Here is a 17,576-nt window from a genome sequence, read left to right on the forward strand (position 1 = left end):
TCATTTTTCGTGTGCAATTTTAATCCCATAAATAGCGGAATACACGTTTTACTTTTGACATCATACGCTCATTGTCTTCATTATTTTTGCTTTGCTTACGCGTTGTTTGTTTTACAGGTTGCTGCTGTACCGGCATTGGTGCTGGTACAGGTTCAAAATGTTCTTCCTTTTCCTGAACATTTTTTCCGCGCAATTTCGCTTTTTGATAAGAATGTTTAATTAATCCGACTCCAATTGTATACTGTGGTTCACGAACGCCAATATAATCTGGAGTGGCTATACGAACATTTTCATGTAAAATATCATATGCAAGATCAAGAACACCCGGCATAGAAGCAATCCCACCAGTAAGTACATAACCAGACGCTACTTGTTTTACTCCTAGCTTCTGGACCTCTTCTTGAACAAACATCAAGATTTCCTCTACACGTGCCTCAATAATATCAGATAACTCTAGTTGTGAATATTGTTCTGTTTGATCGCTTCCCATAATAGGAACCGTAAACACTTCTTCTTCAGATGCAGTATCATAAAAAGCATGTCCATATTTCAGCTTAATTTGATCCGCACTTTCAGTTGAAGTTTTAAGTCCTATAGCGATATCCTTCGTTATATGATCTCCACCTAAAGGCAATACACTTGTTGCTTGTAACTCTCCATCTTGAAAAATCGATAAGGTTGTAGATCCTCCGCCAATATCAACAAGGGCTACACCTCTATTTTTCTCATCAGAAGATAAAGCAACCGTTGCAGCTGCTAAAGGTTGCAGACAAATATCAACAATTTCAAGGCCCGCTTTTTCCACACAACGTAGTAAATTATGTAATAACGTTCTTGAGCCTGTAATTAACGTGCCTTCCATTTCTAATCTTACACCAATCATCCCGCGTGGATCGTTAATCTCATCAAGACCGTCTACTATGAATTGTCGAGGCACCACATCAATAAATTCACGTTCAGGAGCAATTGATACAACTTGTGCTGCATCCAGAACGCGTAAGACATCTTCATTTCCAATTTCACGATCTTCATTTGAAACAGCGACAACTCCGTGACAAGGAAGAAGCTGCACCTGATTTGCATTCACACCTACAACAACTTGTTCAATGTGAATTCCTACCATACGCTCAGCTTGTTCAATTGCTTTTTTGATTGATCGAACAGTTTCGTCTATGTCAACTATGGAGCCCTTTTTCAAACCATTTGATTTTACGTTTCCAACACCAATAATGTTTAAACCATCATTAACCATTTCACCAATGATGACTTTAACATTGGATGTACCGATGTCAAGACTAACATATATTTCATTGCTGTTCATTCTTTGGCACCTCCTTCTTTATTTATACCATACAGGTCAATATATGGAACAACAATCGCAGCTTTACTATTTATAAGAAAAATATTCAACGTCTTTATGCGTTTCCCTTTTTTAACCCTATATTTTTCTTATTTTTATTTAACATTCACTTATTGCAATCACAGTAATCTGTGAATGACTGCTTTATCTTTGAAATAACTCGATTTCAAATGCAAAGATTATCGCCAAATATAAGTCTACACTAAGATGTACTCATAGAAAAGCTAAACTTGTACCAATCCTAGCATGAATCGAAGAAAATCTAGTTATTTTTCACCAAATTAATCATAATTGTAATGAAATTTACACATAGAAAAACACACTTGTCGTTATTGTATTTGAAAAGAAATAAAACTACTACTCTACTGCTTTTTTTCTTCATTATCTAAATATTTAAAGTATGCGCCAACTTCTAAATCAATTAGGACTTTTCTACCCGACTCTATATTCTTTATAATAAGTGGATATGCTTCCATACGCTTCGCAAAATCTTGTATAGTTGTACTCACTTCATAACCTTCATTCATATACAAAGTAAGATGGTCTTCATTTGAATTCGTTGGAGCATAATGAATTTCAGAAATAGATCTGAGAATAGTCGGAGTTAATTTTTCTAGCTCTTCAATTAACTCTTTCATTTTCTCTTCTTTAAATGGTTCAAAAATCGGAGCTGCGACAGGTAATTTCCCGTTCGGAAGCACGTCAAGTGTTTTACCATTTTCTAGAAGTGGCTGTAACTTTCCACCTTTGTTTATATAACCTATCGTTACATACTCTTCAATGTGAATGTCAATTTTATTTGGAAAACGTTTTTTGACATTTACTTTCTTAATTTCATTTCGTTTTGTTAAATTCTCTTCAGCCTTATGTGCTGTCACTCGAAAATAACTCGTGTCATATGTAACTCCAGATTCCTTCATGACTTGTTCATCTGTCATATAATGATTTCCTAGAACACTTATTTTTTTTATATTACTAAGTGGAGACCGAAAATAAATTAAAAAAAGTACTAATAAAAATAAAATCGATACATATAAAATTAATCTCTGATTGACAGGTTTTTTATTCTTCTTTTTTTGATTCTTTAGTTTTGGTACACGATCTTGTAGTTTAATCACTTTACTATTTTTCATGTACGATCCCCCTATGTAACATAAAGAACGGCATGTTACGCATGCCGTTCTTATCTTCTTATTATACCATAAATGATAATGAGCGGAACAAATAACAGCTACCTTCCAATAATTTCCACTTCTGTATGCATATCTACACCAAATTTTTCTTTAATTGTTTTTTTGACAAATGCAATTAAATCCAGCACATCTTGTGCTGATGCAGATCCTGCATTGACAATAAAGTTTCCATGCATTTCGGAAATTTTCGCACCGCCAATTTGATGACCACGTAGACCTGCCTTTTCGACTAAATCTCCAGCGAAATTTGGTAGTGGATTTCTAAATATACTGCCGGCACAAGGATGATTCCATGGCTGAGTTTCACGACGATAGTCTTTATTCTTTTGCATTACACCAACTATTTCTTCACGATTTCCTTCTTTCAACTGCAATTTTGCTTCTACTACAATGCCAGGACGCTTTGTTTGTAAAACAGAAGTACGATAAGAAAATCCCATCTCTTCTTTTGTTAACCACTTCATTGTACCATCTTCAAACATAATACGCGCGCTCATCAAAATTTCTGACATATCTGATTTATGTGCACCGGCATTCATATATACTGCTCCACCGACACTTCCTGGGATACCACTAGCAAACTCTAATCCAGCTAGACCTTGGCGACTAAGTAGTGTTGACAACTTAATAAGAGGATATCCTCCCCCAACTCGTACAGTAGTTCCTTCTACTTCTAAGTGATCTAATCCTTCTCCTAAACGAATTACAACACCTTCAATACCTTTATCAGATACTAGAAGATTAGAACCACGTCCAATTGCTGTCCACTTTGTGTTATATTTCTTTACTAAATCTAAAGTATTCTCCACACCAGCAACACTACTTGGCACGATTAGAATATCAGCTGGCCCACCTATTTTCATAGTTGTATAACGAGCTAACGCTTCATTTTCTAACACTTTACCAACTTCTGCTTCGATAAGTTCCTTTACTAATTGTTTCATGATGATCTCCCCCATATTAAATCTCCGTATTACAGTAGTATGCAGGGCATTCACCTAACGTTATTTTGTACAAGTTTTTTCATCACTTCAAATAACTTATTTGCTGCATCCGGAATTCCTAACTGCGTAGCAGCTAGTTTCATGTTTTGTAATGTTTGTGTATTTAATAGAATTTCATCAATATCATGAAGAAGAGCTTCAGCAGTTAAATCTTTTTCAAGAAGCATTTTTGCTGCTCCCTTATCGACAACAGATCTCGCGTTTTTCTCTTGATGATTATTTGTCACATAAGGACTCGGAATTAAAATACTTGGTTTTCCTAACGCTGTTAACTCTGCTAATGTTGTAGCACCAGCACGTGAAACGACAAGATCCACACCAGTAAGTACCTCTGGCATATTATGAATAAACGGTTTAATGATTACATTATCCGGATTCCCTTTTTGTTTTATAGCCTCCATGACTTTATCATAATGCACTTCACCTGTGATATACAATACTTCATAATTTTTGTTACCAAATTGTTCAATTGCTGCCACAAACGCATCATTAATCGGTCTTGCCCCGCGACTTCCACCAAAAATAAGCACAGATTTTTTAGAAAGAGATAATCCAACAGAACGCTTCCCTTTCATGCCATTTTGGTTCATTACTTCTGATGCACGCGGATTTCCTGTCATGACAACTTTCGACTTTGGGAAATGTTCAGATGCCGCTTCAAAACAAACAGCTACCTTATCCACATAGCGACTTAAAAATTTATTGGTTACACCAGGTACACTATTTTGTTCATGTACAATTGTAGGAATCCCTAATTTCGCCGCCGCATAAACGACTGGACCACATACATAGCCTCCTGTACCAATTACAACATCTGGATTGAAGCGACGAATATATCGTTTACTATCTTGTACACCTTTTAGAAAACGCATCACTGTTTTTACATTATCAAGGGATATTTTCCGTTTAAATCCACTAATGACAATCGATTGAAATGGTATCCCTGCTTTTGGAACAATTGTACTTTCTAATCCATTTTCCGTACCAATGTATAGAAATCTTGCTTCAGGATGTAGTTTTTTTATTTCTCTAATTAACGCAAGAGCTGGATATATATGACCTCCCGTGCCACCACCACTAACTAATACTCGCACTACAAATTCCTCCGCTTCTCTGTTCTAAATTCAATTTTATATATTCATATATTTATAATATATTTTCCGTTTTCTACACACGAAAAACCCTGTCTTATAAACAGGGTTTAGTAGCGAGAATGACGACTTATATTCAATAATACGCCAACTGCCATTAGCATTAAGGTCAAACTCGACCCACCATAACTTAAAAATGGCAAAGTAATTCCTGTAACAGGCATTAGTCCTGTTACAACACCAACATTAATCATCACTTGAATCGCAATCATCGCCACAATACCTACTGCCAAAAACGTACCATATAAATCAGGCGCTCCTAATGCTATACGAATCCCACGCCATAATAACAGACTAAATAATAATAACACAAACGACCCACCAATAAAACCTAATTCTTCGGATAAAATCGCAAAAATAAAATCTGTTTGCGGCTCGGGTAAATAAAGAAATTTTTGTCTACTTTGTCCAAGTCCTAGCCCAAACAAACCACCGGGGCCAATCGCAAGTAACGATTGAATAATCTGAAATCCACTCCCAAGTGGGTCTGACCACGGATCCAAATAAGACGTAATACGTTTCATTCGATATGGTGCCGATGCAATTAATCCAACAAATCCCGCTACTCCTATTAGCCCTAGCATTGCAAAATGAAAAATGCGTGCTCCTGAAACAAAAATCATTATGATACATGTCCCAACCATTACTGTTCCTGTTCCAAGATCTGGTTGTAACATAATCATTCCAAATGCAACAAATACAAAACCAAGTGCTGGAAGTAGCCCCTTTTTAAAAGATGTAATCAATTTTTGTCTTTCCGCTAAAAATTTAGCTAAAAAAATAATCATCGCAAATTTCATAAATTCTGACGGTTGAATCGAAAATGCTCCAATCCCAATCCAGCTTCGCGCTCCCCCTCGAACAAGTCCAACTCCAGGGATTAAGACAAGAATGAGAAGGATAAAACAAATGAGCAAAATCACTTTCGAATAAGTACGCCATGTCCAGTAGTCAATTTTCATAATAAAAAACATGGCAGCTACACCAAGTACCGCAAATAATAGCTGTCGTTTTGCAAAAAAGAATGAATCCCCCATCTTATAGGAAGCCCAGACAGCACTTGCACTGTAGACCATAATCATTCCAATTGTTAACAACAAAAGTGTTACGATAATTAAAATAAAATCAGGCGTTTTCTTCATTGGCAATGAGCACCACCTTTTTTGAAGAAGCTTTTTTCTTCTATGTAACAAAACATCAGTAGGTGTTAGCCTACTGATGTTTTGTTTACTTTATATAAGTTTATGCACAGCTTGTATAAAAATGTCTCCTCTTTCTTCAAATGTTTTAAATTGATCCCAGCTTGCACAAGCTGGCGAAAGAAGAATTACATCTCCATCTGTAGAATGAGAATACGCTCTTTCTACAGCCTCTTCTAAATTATCGACACTTTCAATAATATCTATCCCTGCTTTTTCAGCTGCCCTTACTAACTTAGGTGCTGTTTGTCCATATGTTAATATCGCTTTTACATGTTCAAAATATGGAATTAAATCATCGAATTCATTTCCTCGATCAAGCCCACCTGCTAACAAAATAACAGGCTGCGTAAATGCTGATAGCGCCTTTTCTGTTGCTAACATGTTTGTTGCTTTTGAATCATTATAAAACTTACGATTATTAATTGTTGTTACATATTCTAAACGATGTTTTACACCTGTAAAGCGTTTTAATACGGCAATAATTGCCTCATTTTCTACCCCTAGCAATTTAGCAATACTCATAGCAGCTAGAATATTTTCTAAATTATGTTTACCCGGTAAAACGATATCTTGAACTTCAACGATTTTCTCACCTTTAAAATAAAGAGCACCGTCTTTAATACATACACCATCTTCAATTACCTTAGTAGCCGAAAATAATACTTTTTGTCCTTTACTATTTGCTGATAACGCCATTACATCTACATCATCAGCATTAATTACACTATAATCAGCTTCAGTTTGGCTTTTAAAAATATTCGCTTTTGCTAAACCATACTCTTTTTTTGTACCATGATAATCTAGGTGAGCCTCGAACAGATTTAAAAATGCTGCAATTTTAGGCTGGAATGTTTCCACTCCCATTAGCTGGAATGATGAAAGTTCTGTAACAACTACTTCATTTTCTTTCGCTGCTTGCGCGACTTCACATGCTACGGTACCTATGTTTCCAGCAATAACAGGATGTTTTTGTCCTTCTTTCAACATTTCAAACGTTAGTGTTGTCGTTGTTGTTTTTCCATTTGACCCCGTAATTCCAACAAACGGTGCTTCTGAAATACGATATGCAAGCTCCACTTCTGTCACAATTGGAATCTGTTTTTCTTTCGCTGCAACCAGTAGTGGATTGGAATATGGAATCCCTGGATTTTTTACAACAAGTGAAATATTTCTTTCTAACAACTCTAGTGGATGACCACCGCATACAACGTCCATTCCTTTTGCTTGCAATTCTGCAGCTAATACATTATTTGCTAACGGTTTTCCGTCATTTACAATAACATTTGCACCTAAGCTTTTTAATAAAGTTGCTGCTGCATAGCCACTTTTTGCAATACCTAATACAAGAATATTTTTATTTTGATAGTCAGTTACAGTTTTCAATTACATCCACACCCCGATATAAATTCCTAATACTGCCAATAAAAATCCTACAGACCAGAATGTTACAACAACACGCCATTCTGACCAGCCACATAATTCGTAATGATGATGCAGTGGACTCATTTTAAAAACACGTTTTCCTGTCGTCTTAAATGAAATAACTTGAATAATAACAGACAAAGTTTCCATTACAAATACGCCGCCAATTACAACAAGTAATAATTCTTGCTTTAATAAAATAGCTACGGCAGCTATTGCACCACCTAAAGCAAGGGAACCTGTATCTCCCATAAACACTTTAGCTGGATTTGCATTAAACACTAAGAATCCAAGTACCGCTCCTACAACTGCCATACAGAAAATAGCTACGGCATATTGATCTTGAGCAACTGCAATAATGCCAAATGCTCCAAATGCAATTGCGGCTGTTCCTGATAACAATCCATCTAAACCATCTGTTAAATTGACTGCATTTGATCCACCAATAAGCATAAATAGCACAAGGATAAAATATGCCCAGTGTAAATCAAATTTAATTTCGGTTCCTGGAATCATTAAATGTGTATCAAATCCCTGCCCTTTTGCAATTACAAAGAATGCAATTGCAATAACTAGCTGACCGATTAATTTTTGTTTTGATGTTAAACCAAGATTTCTTTTTTTAACAACTTTTATATAGTCATCTAAAAAACCAATCAATCCATAACCAAATGTAACTAATAATAATAATGATACTTCCGCATTTAAATGTTTAAATTTAATTGCCATGATAAGTGTTGTCACCATCATAGACACATAAATGACAATACCACCCATCGTTGGTGTTCCCGATTTCTTTTGATGTGATTTTGGCCCTTCATCACGAATACTTTGCCCAAACTTTAACCTACGTAAAATTGGAATAAACAATGGCGAAAGGGCAACAGAAATTAAGAAAGCTACCCCAGCCGTTACTAATAAACCTTGTTCAAGCACATGTAGTCCCCCTCTCATGTTGTTACTCTTTGTTGTTTAAACGCTCAGTGATTGCCTCTTTCGCAATTTCACGATCGTCAAAATGATGTACTTCTTTGCCAATAATTTGATACGTTTCATGCCCTTTTCCAGCAATGATAATAATATCTTCTGCCTTCGCTTCTGAAACCCCATGGAAAATCGCTTCTTTTCGATCAACAATGACTTCATAATTATTTCCTTTTGCACCTGCTAACATATCATCCAAAATCGCTTGTGGATCTTCACTTCTTGGGTTATCTGAAGTCAAGATTGCGTGTGTTGCATATTCTGTAGCGACACCAGCCATAATTGGCCTTTTCGTCCGATCACGATCACCGCCGCAACCAACAATACAATACACATTCCCTTTTGCAAATTGTTTCGCTGTTGTTAACACATTTTCTAAACTATCTGGAGTATGTGCATAATCGACAATAACTGTATAATCTTGTCCCCCGTCCACAACTTCAAAGCGGCCTGGAACTCCAGTTAAATTCGTCACAACATGAATAATCGTTTGCAAAGTTACACCAGACACAAGAGTAGCGGCTATTGCTGCTAAAACATTGTATACGTTAAACTTTCCAATTAACTTCATCGTAATATTTACACTTTCACTTGGCGTAACAAGGGTAAATGTTGTTCCACCACTCGTCATCACAATATCTTTTGCCATAATATCACTATGTGTATCAATTCCATACGTAATAACCGTAGCCGCAGTACTTCTCATATACTCTTCTGTTACTGGATCATCACTGTTTAACACAGCGTACTTTTCACGGTTATGATGATAGCTATTACCAAGCTGAGCAAAAAGCAAGCCTTTTGCATGCTTATATTCTTCCATCGTTTTATGATAATCTAAATGATCTTGTGTTAAATTTGTAAATACAGCTACATCATAATCACAACCGTGTACACGGCCAAGACTTAATGCATGTGAAGAAACTTCCATTACTGCGCTATTTACATTTTGCTCAACCATACGGCGAAACGTTTGCTGAAGTGTCAGTGCATCTGGCGTTGTATTTTTCACCTCGAATGTTTCATCACCGATTTTCATATTAATTGTTCCAATTAGCCCTGTTTTATGACCGTGTGCCCGCATAATTTCATCCATAATATGCGATGTTGTTGTCTTTCCATTTGTACCTGTAATCCCAATCAAGTGTAATTTATGCGTTGGCTGTCCGTAAAAATAATCAGCTAAAACCGCTAAAGAACGATAGGTATTTTTCACAAGTACAACTGGAACGTCAACATCAATCGGTCTTTCCGCAACAATAGCAGCCGCACCTTGCGCGGCTGCTTGCTTAGCAAAATCATGGCTATCAACCGTATACCCTTTCATACATACAAATAAGCTTCCATTTGTCACTTTACGTGAATCTGCTTCAATGGATGTAATTTCTGGATTTTCTTTTGGAACAACTGGAAAATCATGCAAACATGATACAAGTGTGTGCAACTTCATTTCACTAAACCCTCTCTACATTGTTTATTTATCTCTTACTTAATAAGTAATTCTTCCTATCCTTCATTCGCTAAAAATTGAAGAAGGAAGCATTTGCTGAGAGCCCGAAAAATCAGACTCGTTTATCAGTGCATCATATAATACCTCAGCTGATAAATTCTTTATTTTTTATGTTCAAGAGCAATATAATCTGTTTTCATAGAAAATAAATTTCTATGAAAACAGAGATTATATATTAACTCAACTTCCACCAATTGTATCACAAAACACAATCTCTGACTTTTAATTACCAAAGTAAATCCTAATTTTTGATCCTTCCTTTACTTTGGCACCAGCTTCTGGTGATTGTTTAATTACTTTGTCTCCCTCACCACTTACATCGAGCTGCAAATCTACAAGCTGCGTTTGCAAATCTTTTTTCTTCATCCCGATTAAATCCGGAACTTCTATTGTAGGTGTATCGCCCCATTTATATTCCCTTTCAACCTGCTCCTTGCGTGGCTCTACTCCCATCACAGGAAGCACATCACGAAGAATATTTCCTACAATTGGCGCAGCAACAACACCACCAAATTGAGTAACTCCTTTTGGATTATCAACCGCAACATACACAACGATTTGTGGGTCATCTGCTGGAGCAAACCCAATAAAAGATACAATATAGTTATTATCTAAATATTTTCCGTCTTTTACTTTTTGGGCAGTTCCTGTTTTTCCACCAACACGATAACCATCAATATATGCACCTTTACCAGAACCTTTCGCTACAACATTTTCTAACGCATAACGAACTTTTTCCGATGTTTCCTTGGAAATAACTTTTCTTTTCTCGACCGGTGTTTTCTTTCTTACAACTTGATTATTCGATGGATCAACAAATTCTTTCGCAATATACGGCTGGTATAATGTCCCACCATTTACAGCTGCCGCTACCGCAGCAACTTGTTGGATCGGTGTAACAGAAACCCCTTGCCCAAAAGAAGTCGTCGCCTGTTCAACCGGACCAACCTTATCTAGGTTGAATAAAATCCCTTTTCCTTCTCCTTGCAAGTCAATCCCTGTCTTCTGTCCAAAACCAAAATCACGAATGTATTGGAATAACTTTTCTTTTCCAAGGCGGTCCCCAAGCTCAATAAAACCTGGGTTACAAGAATTTTGAACAACTTCTAAAAACGTTTGACTACCGTGGCCACCAGCTTTCCAACAACGTAGCCTAGCGCCTCCAACTTCAGCTGCTCCATCATCATAAAACGTATCTTTCTCCAAGTCTACTAATTTTTCATTTAAAGCAGCCGCAAGTGTAATGATTTTAAAAGTCGATCCCGGCTCATATGTACTCCATACAGGCAAGTTTCGATTAAACACTTCTGGTGAAACACTCTGAAAATCCGCGGGATCGAAACTTGGGCGACTTGACATTCCTAAAATCTCACCATTTTTCGGGTTCATCGCGATTGCGATCATACCATCTGGATTATACGTAGAATCTGCGATATTCATTTCTCTCTCTATAATCGTATTGATTCGAGAATCGATTGTTAATTTTAAATCTAAGCCTGCCTCTGGTTTTTTGAAATCATCTCCAACATTCGGCATCCTTTGCCCTTTCGCATCTGCAAAAAAGCGCACATGCCCTTTATCACCATTTAGCTCTTTATCATAATACGACTCAAGTCCCATAAGCCCCTGATTGTCACTACCAGCAAACCCTAGTACATGCGATAAATATTTTCCGAACGGATAATACCGAATGGAATCTTCAGCAATATAAACACCTTTTAAACTTAAAGCACGTACTTCCTTTGCTTTATCATGAGAAATTTTCCTTCCGCCCTTATCCAATCTTACAATGGACTCTTTTTTTGTAACCCGTTTATAAATTTCCTCTTTTTCCACACCTAAAACTGCAGCTAACTTCTCTGCAGTCTCTGCTGGTTTTTCAATTTGCCTTGGTACAACAAAGACAGTTGGTGCACTTTTATTCGTTGCAAGCTCCACACCATTTCGATCTAAAATTTTTCCTCGTTCAGGTTCGAAAGTAATATTACGACTCCATGAATCCTTTGCACGATCTGTTAACATATTCCCAAGAAAAAACTGTACGTATCCAAGACGAATATCAATAATTGTAAAAATGAGTATACCTGATATAAGTATAAAAATAAGTCGCTTTCTAACTGTTACATTCGATACACGCATATTGGAACAAGCCTCCTTTACGCCTAGCTTGTTCCAATATATGCTTGTACCTATTCGAATAGAACCTCTTGGACTTCTTACATTATGCACCTAGAACATTCTATGGCTTTTCTGCCTCTTGCTGTGGCTCAAGCGGTGGTACAAGTGTTACAGCTAATTCCGTACCTGCTTGTAACGGCGTTCCTTCCGCCACACTTTGTTCTGTCACATATCCTGTACCAGATGGCTTCAAATTAAGATTTAACGTTTTCGCTAAATTCATTACATCCCGAAGTGCCCATCCTTGTATATTTGGCATCAACGGTTTATCTCCTACTAAGAAGACTCGATCGCCCTTCAATGTTTTTTCAGTCGCTTTTGGTACCTGTTGTTTTACTTTTCCTTCACCTACTATAATCGGACGGAATTTGGCTTTTTCTAATGTTGCTTTTGCCTCTTCCATTGTTTTTCCGGTTACCTCTGGAACAACCGCCTGTTGCTCTTTCACATATTTCTTCGAATCTTTCACTTGATTCGGTTTAATTTTCAAATACTCTAAACTATTTTTCGTTACAGATTTAAACATTTCCGCGAGAGGTTGTGCCCCGTATTCATTATCTTTTAATTTCGGCTGCTTAATTGCAAAGTAAACAATTAATTGCGGATCGTCCATTGGTGCCATACCAAGGAATGAGAAAATATAGTTTTCTTTTCCAGTCATATATCCACCTTTTCCATCCGGAATTTGTGCTGTTCCTGTTTTACCACCAACAGAGTATCCATCGATTTTATACGCATTCCCTGTTCCTTTTGGTGAGGTAACAACGCGTTCTAATAATTGTCTTACTTGTTCTGCTGTTTCTTTTGTAACTGGTTGTCCCACTTCTTCAGGTTTATGCTCTAATTCCACTTTATTCGTTAGTGGATCTACAATTCGTTCGATGGTATAAGGTTTCATCATTTTCCCACCATTTGCGATTGCGGTTGCAGCTTGTACAAGTTGCATCGGTGTTACAGTAGAGCCTTGTCCGAATGCTGTTGTTACCTGTTGAATCTGCTGGTCAAATACAATTGTATTTTTTCCTTCCTTAGGTAAATCAATGCCAGTCTTTTCATCCAATCCAAATTTATGAATATATTGACGGAAACGATCTGGACCAAGTTTTTGATCTCCTAAAATTGCAAATGCAACGTTAGAAGAACGCTCAACCCCTTCATCAAATGTAATAGATCCCCAGCCTGCACCACCGTTATGATCTTTTATTTTACGATTTCCAACTGGATACGTACCTGACTGGTAATATTCTTGACCATTATATACACCTTCATTAATCGCCGCAGCTAATGTGAAAATTTTCATCGTAGACCCCGGCTCATACGCATTTGCGATTGGATCATTAAAATAGTATTGAATATCACCCTTATTTGGGTCATAGCTAGGTCGACTAGACATTCCTAGTATTTTTCCTGTTTTCGGATCTGCAACCAATCCAATTAGCATAGAAGGTTCATAGTGCTGATCAGCTGCTTTCATCGCATCTTCTAAAAAACCTTGAATACGTTGATCAATTGTTAAATATACATTTTCTCCATTTTTCGGTGGCTTTACATTTTGCTTTCCACCATCGAGAGAAACACCATTACGATCTCCTGTATATGCTACACTTCCATTAGATGCACGTAAATACTTATCTAAACTCTCTTCTAGTCCAAATTTCCCCTCCGCAATTCCTTTATCATCAGGTTTTGCATAACCTAATACGTAAGATGCGAAATCCCCATTTGGATACACTCTAGCTTTTTCTGTAACAAATGAAATACCTGGTATTTTAAGACTTTCTAGTTGCTCTTTCTTCTCTTTCGTCAAGTTCTTTCCCAGCGCTCCGAACTCTACCTGACTCTTATCTTTGTTTAAAGTGGCTAAAATTTCATCTTCACCTGTCCCAAGTACACCTGCAATTTTCTTTGCAGCATCCTCTTTATCTTTTACAGGTTTTTCACCTTTTAGTTTCGCAACAATCTTGTATGAGTTCGCATCTTGCGCTAACACATGTCCATTTTGATCATAAATCGTTCCACGATTCGCTTCAAGTACACCATTTTTATTATGCTTGTCTTGTGCAAGTTTCTTTAAGTCTTGACCATGTACTGTTCCTGTCGCTTGAATATAAAAGAATCGGGCTAACAACAGCAAAAAGAGCAGGAGGAAAAATATCATAAAGTAACCTGCTCCTTTATTGGTATGAATTTTGTTCATATTCGTCTTCATATTTTCTTCACACCTACTATATTAATGTAAACCTTTCACATTATTCGCATTAATTTCTAGCCCGTGTTTTTTTGCGATTTCTGCGATACGCTCATAGCGACTTAACTTTTCCACTTCAGCTTGTAATTCTTGGTTTGTTTTTTGTTTTTCCACAATTTCATTCTCTATTTTTGCTGCTTCCGCATCAACTTGGTACAGGCCTGCTTTATTTCCAATAAAAGCCACACAAGCATATAATAAAAAGCCAATAAAAGCCACATACAACAATTTTTCAATTCTTGTAATTTTTGTTTTCGCTTTTGATTGTACATTTTGCTGCGGAGCTTGAGATTGTACTTGCACTTGTTCTTGCACTTGTTGTTGTTTATACTTTACAGCTAAATTTGTCATACCTCTCTCTCCTTTTTATCGTTTTTCAGCGATTCGTAACTTCGCAGAACGCGCTCGATTATTTTCTTCTAACTCTTCATCAGAAGGTAAAATCGGTTTTCTTGTAATGAGCTTTAGTTTCGGCTTAAACTCATCAGGGATAATTGGTAATCCTGGAGGAAGCTGTGGTGTTGTACTATTTCGTTTAAATGTTGTTTTACAAATACGATCTTCTAATGAATGGAACGTAATAACACTGATTCTTCCACCTGGTTTAACCATTTCAATCGCAGATTCCAGTGCCTCCTCGAATACTTTCAACTCATCATTTACAGCAATTCGAATCGCTTGGAACACTCGTTTTGCAGGATGTCCACCCGTTCTACGAGCTGGAGCAGGAATCCCTTCTTTAATTAGCTCTACTAACTCTCCTGTCGTTTCAATCGCCTTATTCTCGCGGTACGCTTCGATTTTCCTTGCAATTTGCTTTGAAAACTTCTCTTCACCATATTGGAAAAAGATTCTTACGAGTTGTTCATATGACCAGTTGTTTACAACATCATATGCCGTTAATGGGGCATCTTGATCCATCCGCATATCTAAGGGCGCATCATGATGATAACTAAAACCACGTTCTGGTGTATCTAATTGTGGGGATGAAACACCTAAATCAAATAAAATTCCGTCTACTTCTGTTATTCCTAATTCATGTAGCTTTTCTGACAAATAGCGAAAATTACTCTTCACTGTTATAAATTGATCACCATAAGAAGAAAATCTTTCTTTTGCATTTTGAATCGCAATTTCATCTTGATCAAATGCAATTAATTTTCCCCCTTCCGTTAGCTGGGATAATAAATAGGAACTATGTCCTCCACCACCTAGCGTACAATCTACATATGTACCACCTGGTTTTATATCCAAACCATCTACTGTTTCTTTTAAAAGAACTGTTACGTGTTTAAACATTGTTGCACCTACTTTTTGCAAAATAATTACGTTGAATGTCTCTTTTTCTTCCTAATAAACCACCCAATATGTCGGGAAATTAATGCTACGAAAATATGTCACATCCAACTTGGCGTCAGTGGAAATCTAATATCCACAAATCGCAGTTTCACTTTATTATATACTAAATTTTATCATTTTTTGCGGGAAATTAAATAAAAACATGTCGAAAAACACAATAATACGTTTACATTTTGTTCTATTTTGTCATATACATGTGCTTTATTATAAATATCATACTTCCAAACATTCCGTTAGATAATTCGGAATAAAATCACTTTACAGTTAATTCCACGTACAAAAAATAAAATCCTGCTCCTAAGAGCAAGATTTTATAGTTTTATAATATGATGGTTCCCGTTCCAAGAGTACGATTGCTTCATTACTCGTTCAACAAAATCTAATCCAAACTGATTTAAATAATAACATATATTCCATACCCGTTCTTGCGGCGCACCTAGCGGACGGAGCGCGTATTGTAAACGGCGAAATTTATTCAGCTCTACTTCATGTTTTTTCTCAACATTTCGCTTTAACATTCTTTCTAGCAACTCAATTTGCTCTTTAATTTTCCGCTCATTTTTCTCAGCGAATTGCTGCAATCCCGGGTCAATTTTTTTTACAAACTGTTGTAAAGAAGTATGAACATCCATCATTTTCTCTGTCGCTTCTATAAACTGATTATCAATTGGTTCTTCTATTTGATTAGAAAGCCACTCTTCACGTAGCATATCTATGTCATTTACAAATGGATCACTCTCTTGTAATTGTAAATCATGTAAATCTGTTATAATATCGCGTTCCATGTAACTAATTGTGAGTCTCGGAACAACCGGAGGCATCTGAAAACCAAACACATGAAATACTTGCTGCAATTCACTCCAGTAAGCAATTTCACCAGGCCCTCCAATAAACGCTAATGTCGGAAATATATATTCTTGCATAAGTGGTCTTGTTACAACATTATTACTAAATCGTTCCGGACTTTTTTCCATTTCCGCTATCAACTCTTCATACGAAAATGAATAAATACCATCTTTTCCAACAAATTTCCCATTCTCTTCTTCTAACAACACACGCTCTTCATCAATTTGCATAAATATGTGCACTGCATTTGATTTTGTTTCAATAATCGGTTTATATCCTTGTTCCTTTACTAATTGCTGTTGTTCTTGAAGACTCATTTGCACTTCTTTATATCGACTTAGTATTTGTTTAAAAAAAGAAACTTCTAACTTTCTTAACGCTGGATGATGGGAATCAACGAGAATCAATCCTGAATCTACAAATAATTTCATAATAAGATGCGCAAAGAAATCTACATATGTACGAGAATTCTGCAAAGCATCTTCAACAAACTGTAATACATCCTTTGTAAAATTCGTTTCCGGATATGTTTTGAAAATTTCTTCAATCCACTTTCTACAGTCTGCTATTGAAAGATCAGATTCAGATGCACTTGCCTTTTTTGGATGACGATCATGGAAAATCGTCTTTTTTATTTTTTTATTTTTCGTTACAAACACATGATTAATTTCATCGATATCGTGATCTTCACCAGCAATCCAAAAAACAGGAACTACACGAACTCCTAAACTTGCTTCTTTTTCTTTTGCAAGCTGCAAAATCGAAATAATTTTATGCACAGTATAAAGAGGTCCTGTTAATAGTCCTGCTTGTTGTCCTCCAACAACAACATATGTATTTTCATCCGCTAGCGCCTCTATATTCCGAAGAGTATGGTCTCCAGCATGTAAATTGGTATTATATTCCAATAAATGTGCCACTAAGTCTTGACGGAAAAACTTCTTATCACGCAAATCATACAGACGCCGCCCGAATCCATCTTCTGTCAACGGATAGTCGAAGAATGCCTGCACTTCTTTTCTACCCTTCATATAGTCCGCCACAACACCTTGTAGTGGAACAGAGATTTCTTTTATCTCCATATAATTCTTCCTTTCCTATCCTGTTCTCTCACCAATC

General features: G+C 36.6%; 13 protein-coding genes. All 13 read right to left on the bottom strand.

Translation table 11 applies throughout. From position 1 onward, the window contains the following. Nucleotides 1-19 precede the first annotated feature (19 nt). The 13 genes from ftsA to bshC all read right to left on the bottom strand — a co-directional run bounded on the left by ftsA (nt 20) and on the right by bshC (nt 17,539). Nucleotides 20-1,321: a cell division protein FtsA gene (gene ftsA / locus JDS96_RS01860; protein ID WP_097794320.1), complete on the bottom strand. Its 1,302-nt coding sequence runs from the start codon at nt 1,319-1,321 to the stop codon at nt 20-22. 401 nt (nt 1,322-1,722) lie between these two features. Next, a complete protein-coding gene (locus JDS96_RS01865; protein WP_199665826.1) occupies nt 1,723-2,493 on the bottom strand; it encodes a cell division protein FtsQ/DivIB in 771 nt (256 codons plus the stop codon). Between the two features lie 98 nt (nt 2,494-2,591). Further along, the gene (gene murB, locus JDS96_RS01870; RefSeq protein ID WP_199665827.1) at nt 2,592-3,497 is read right to left on the bottom strand and encodes a UDP-N-acetylmuramate dehydrogenase; all 906 of its coding nucleotides are present in this window, start codon (nt 3,495-3,497) and stop codon (nt 2,592-2,594) included. A 50-nt stretch (nt 3,498-3,547) separates the two neighbouring features. Further along, the gene (gene murG, locus JDS96_RS01875) at nt 3,548-4,651 is read right to left on the bottom strand and encodes an undecaprenyldiphospho-muramoylpentapeptide beta-N-acetylglucosaminyltransferase (protein ID WP_003199778.1); all 1,104 of its coding nucleotides are present in this window, start codon (nt 4,649-4,651) and stop codon (nt 3,548-3,550) included. A gap of 107 nt (nt 4,652-4,758) precedes the next feature. Next, nucleotides 4,759-5,856 (bottom strand): stage V sporulation protein E, encoded by a 1,098-nt coding sequence (gene spoVE / locus JDS96_RS01880; protein WP_018764756.1) that lies wholly within the window; start codon nt 5,854-5,856, stop codon nt 4,759-4,761. Between the two features lie 84 nt (nt 5,857-5,940). Beyond that, nucleotides 5,941-7,293: a UDP-N-acetylmuramoyl-L-alanine--D-glutamate ligase gene (gene murD / locus JDS96_RS01885; RefSeq protein ID WP_199665828.1), complete on the bottom strand. Its 1,353-nt coding sequence runs from the start codon at nt 7,291-7,293 to the stop codon at nt 5,941-5,943. Continuing rightward, nucleotides 7,294-8,268 (bottom strand): phospho-N-acetylmuramoyl-pentapeptide-transferase, encoded by a 975-nt coding sequence (gene mraY, locus JDS96_RS01890; protein ID WP_018764757.1) that lies wholly within the window; start codon nt 8,266-8,268, stop codon nt 7,294-7,296. It lies immediately after the preceding gene. A gap of 22 nt (nt 8,269-8,290) precedes the next feature. Then, nucleotides 8,291-9,766, bottom strand: coding sequence for a UDP-N-acetylmuramoyl-L-alanyl-D-glutamate--2,6-diaminopimelate ligase (locus JDS96_RS01895; protein WP_003199768.1), 1,476 nt, complete (start codon nt 9,764-9,766; stop codon nt 8,291-8,293). Nucleotides 9,767-10,048: 282 nt separating this feature from the next. Further along, the gene (locus JDS96_RS01900; protein WP_003208238.1) at nt 10,049-11,965 is read right to left on the bottom strand and encodes a stage V sporulation protein D; all 1,917 of its coding nucleotides are present in this window, start codon (nt 11,963-11,965) and stop codon (nt 10,049-10,051) included. A 100-nt stretch (nt 11,966-12,065) separates the two neighbouring features. After that, nucleotides 12,066-14,213 (bottom strand): penicillin-binding protein, encoded by a 2,148-nt coding sequence (locus JDS96_RS01905; protein ID WP_199665829.1) that lies wholly within the window; start codon nt 14,211-14,213, stop codon nt 12,066-12,068. A gap of 21 nt (nt 14,214-14,234) precedes the next feature. Then, on the bottom strand, nt 14,235-14,603 hold the full coding sequence (ftsL, locus tag JDS96_RS01910) for a cell division protein FtsL (protein WP_199665830.1): 369 nt from the start codon (nt 14,601-14,603) through the stop codon (nt 14,235-14,237). A gap of 15 nt (nt 14,604-14,618) precedes the next feature. Continuing rightward, a complete protein-coding gene (gene rsmH, locus JDS96_RS01915; RefSeq protein WP_016116040.1) occupies nt 14,619-15,551 on the bottom strand; it encodes a 16S rRNA (cytosine(1402)-N(4))-methyltransferase RsmH in 933 nt (310 codons plus the stop codon). Nucleotides 15,552-15,922: 371 nt separating this feature from the next. Further along, nucleotides 15,923-17,539 (bottom strand): bacillithiol biosynthesis cysteine-adding enzyme BshC, encoded by a 1,617-nt coding sequence (bshC, locus tag JDS96_RS01920; RefSeq protein WP_199665831.1) that lies wholly within the window; start codon nt 17,537-17,539, stop codon nt 15,923-15,925. Nucleotides 17,540-17,576 lie beyond the last annotated feature (37 nt).

It is taken from the genome of Bacillus cereus group sp. N21, from assembly GCF_016483395.1.
In the GTDB taxonomy this organism is placed as follows: Bacteria; Bacillota; Bacilli; order Bacillales; family Bacillaceae_G; genus Bacillus_A; species Bacillus_A pseudomycoides.

Excerpts from the sequence above, each read along its gene's own strand:
- ftsA (WP_097794320.1), bottom strand. The coding sequence starts at position 1,321 with ATGAACAGCAATGAAATATATGTTAGTCTTGACATCGGTACATCCAAT.
- rsmH (WP_016116040.1), bottom strand. The coding sequence starts at position 15,551 with ATGTTTAAACACGTAACAGTTCTTTTAAAAGAAACAGTAGATGGTTTG.
- ftsL (WP_199665830.1), bottom strand. The coding sequence starts at position 14,603 with ATGACAAATTTAGCTGTAAAGTATAAACAACAACAAGTGCAAGAACAA.
- bshC (WP_199665831.1), bottom strand. The coding sequence starts at position 17,539 with ATGGAGATAAAAGAAATCTCTGTTCCACTACAAGGTGTTGTGGCGGAC.
- JDS96_RS01905 (WP_199665829.1), bottom strand. The coding sequence starts at position 14,213 with ATGAAGACGAATATGAACAAAATTCATACCAATAAAGGAGCAGGTTAC.
- JDS96_RS01895 (WP_003199768.1), bottom strand. The coding sequence starts at position 9,766 with ATGAAGTTGCACACACTTGTATCATGTTTGCATGATTTTCCAGTTGTT.
- JDS96_RS01865 (WP_199665826.1), bottom strand. The coding sequence starts at position 2,493 with ATGAAAAATAGTAAAGTGATTAAACTACAAGATCGTGTACCAAAACTA.
- murB (WP_199665827.1), bottom strand. The coding sequence starts at position 3,497 with ATGAAACAATTAGTAAAGGAACTTATCGAAGCAGAAGTTGGTAAAGTG.
- JDS96_RS01900 (WP_003208238.1), bottom strand. The coding sequence starts at position 11,965 with ATGCGTGTATCGAATGTAACAGTTAGAAAGCGACTTATTTTTATACTT.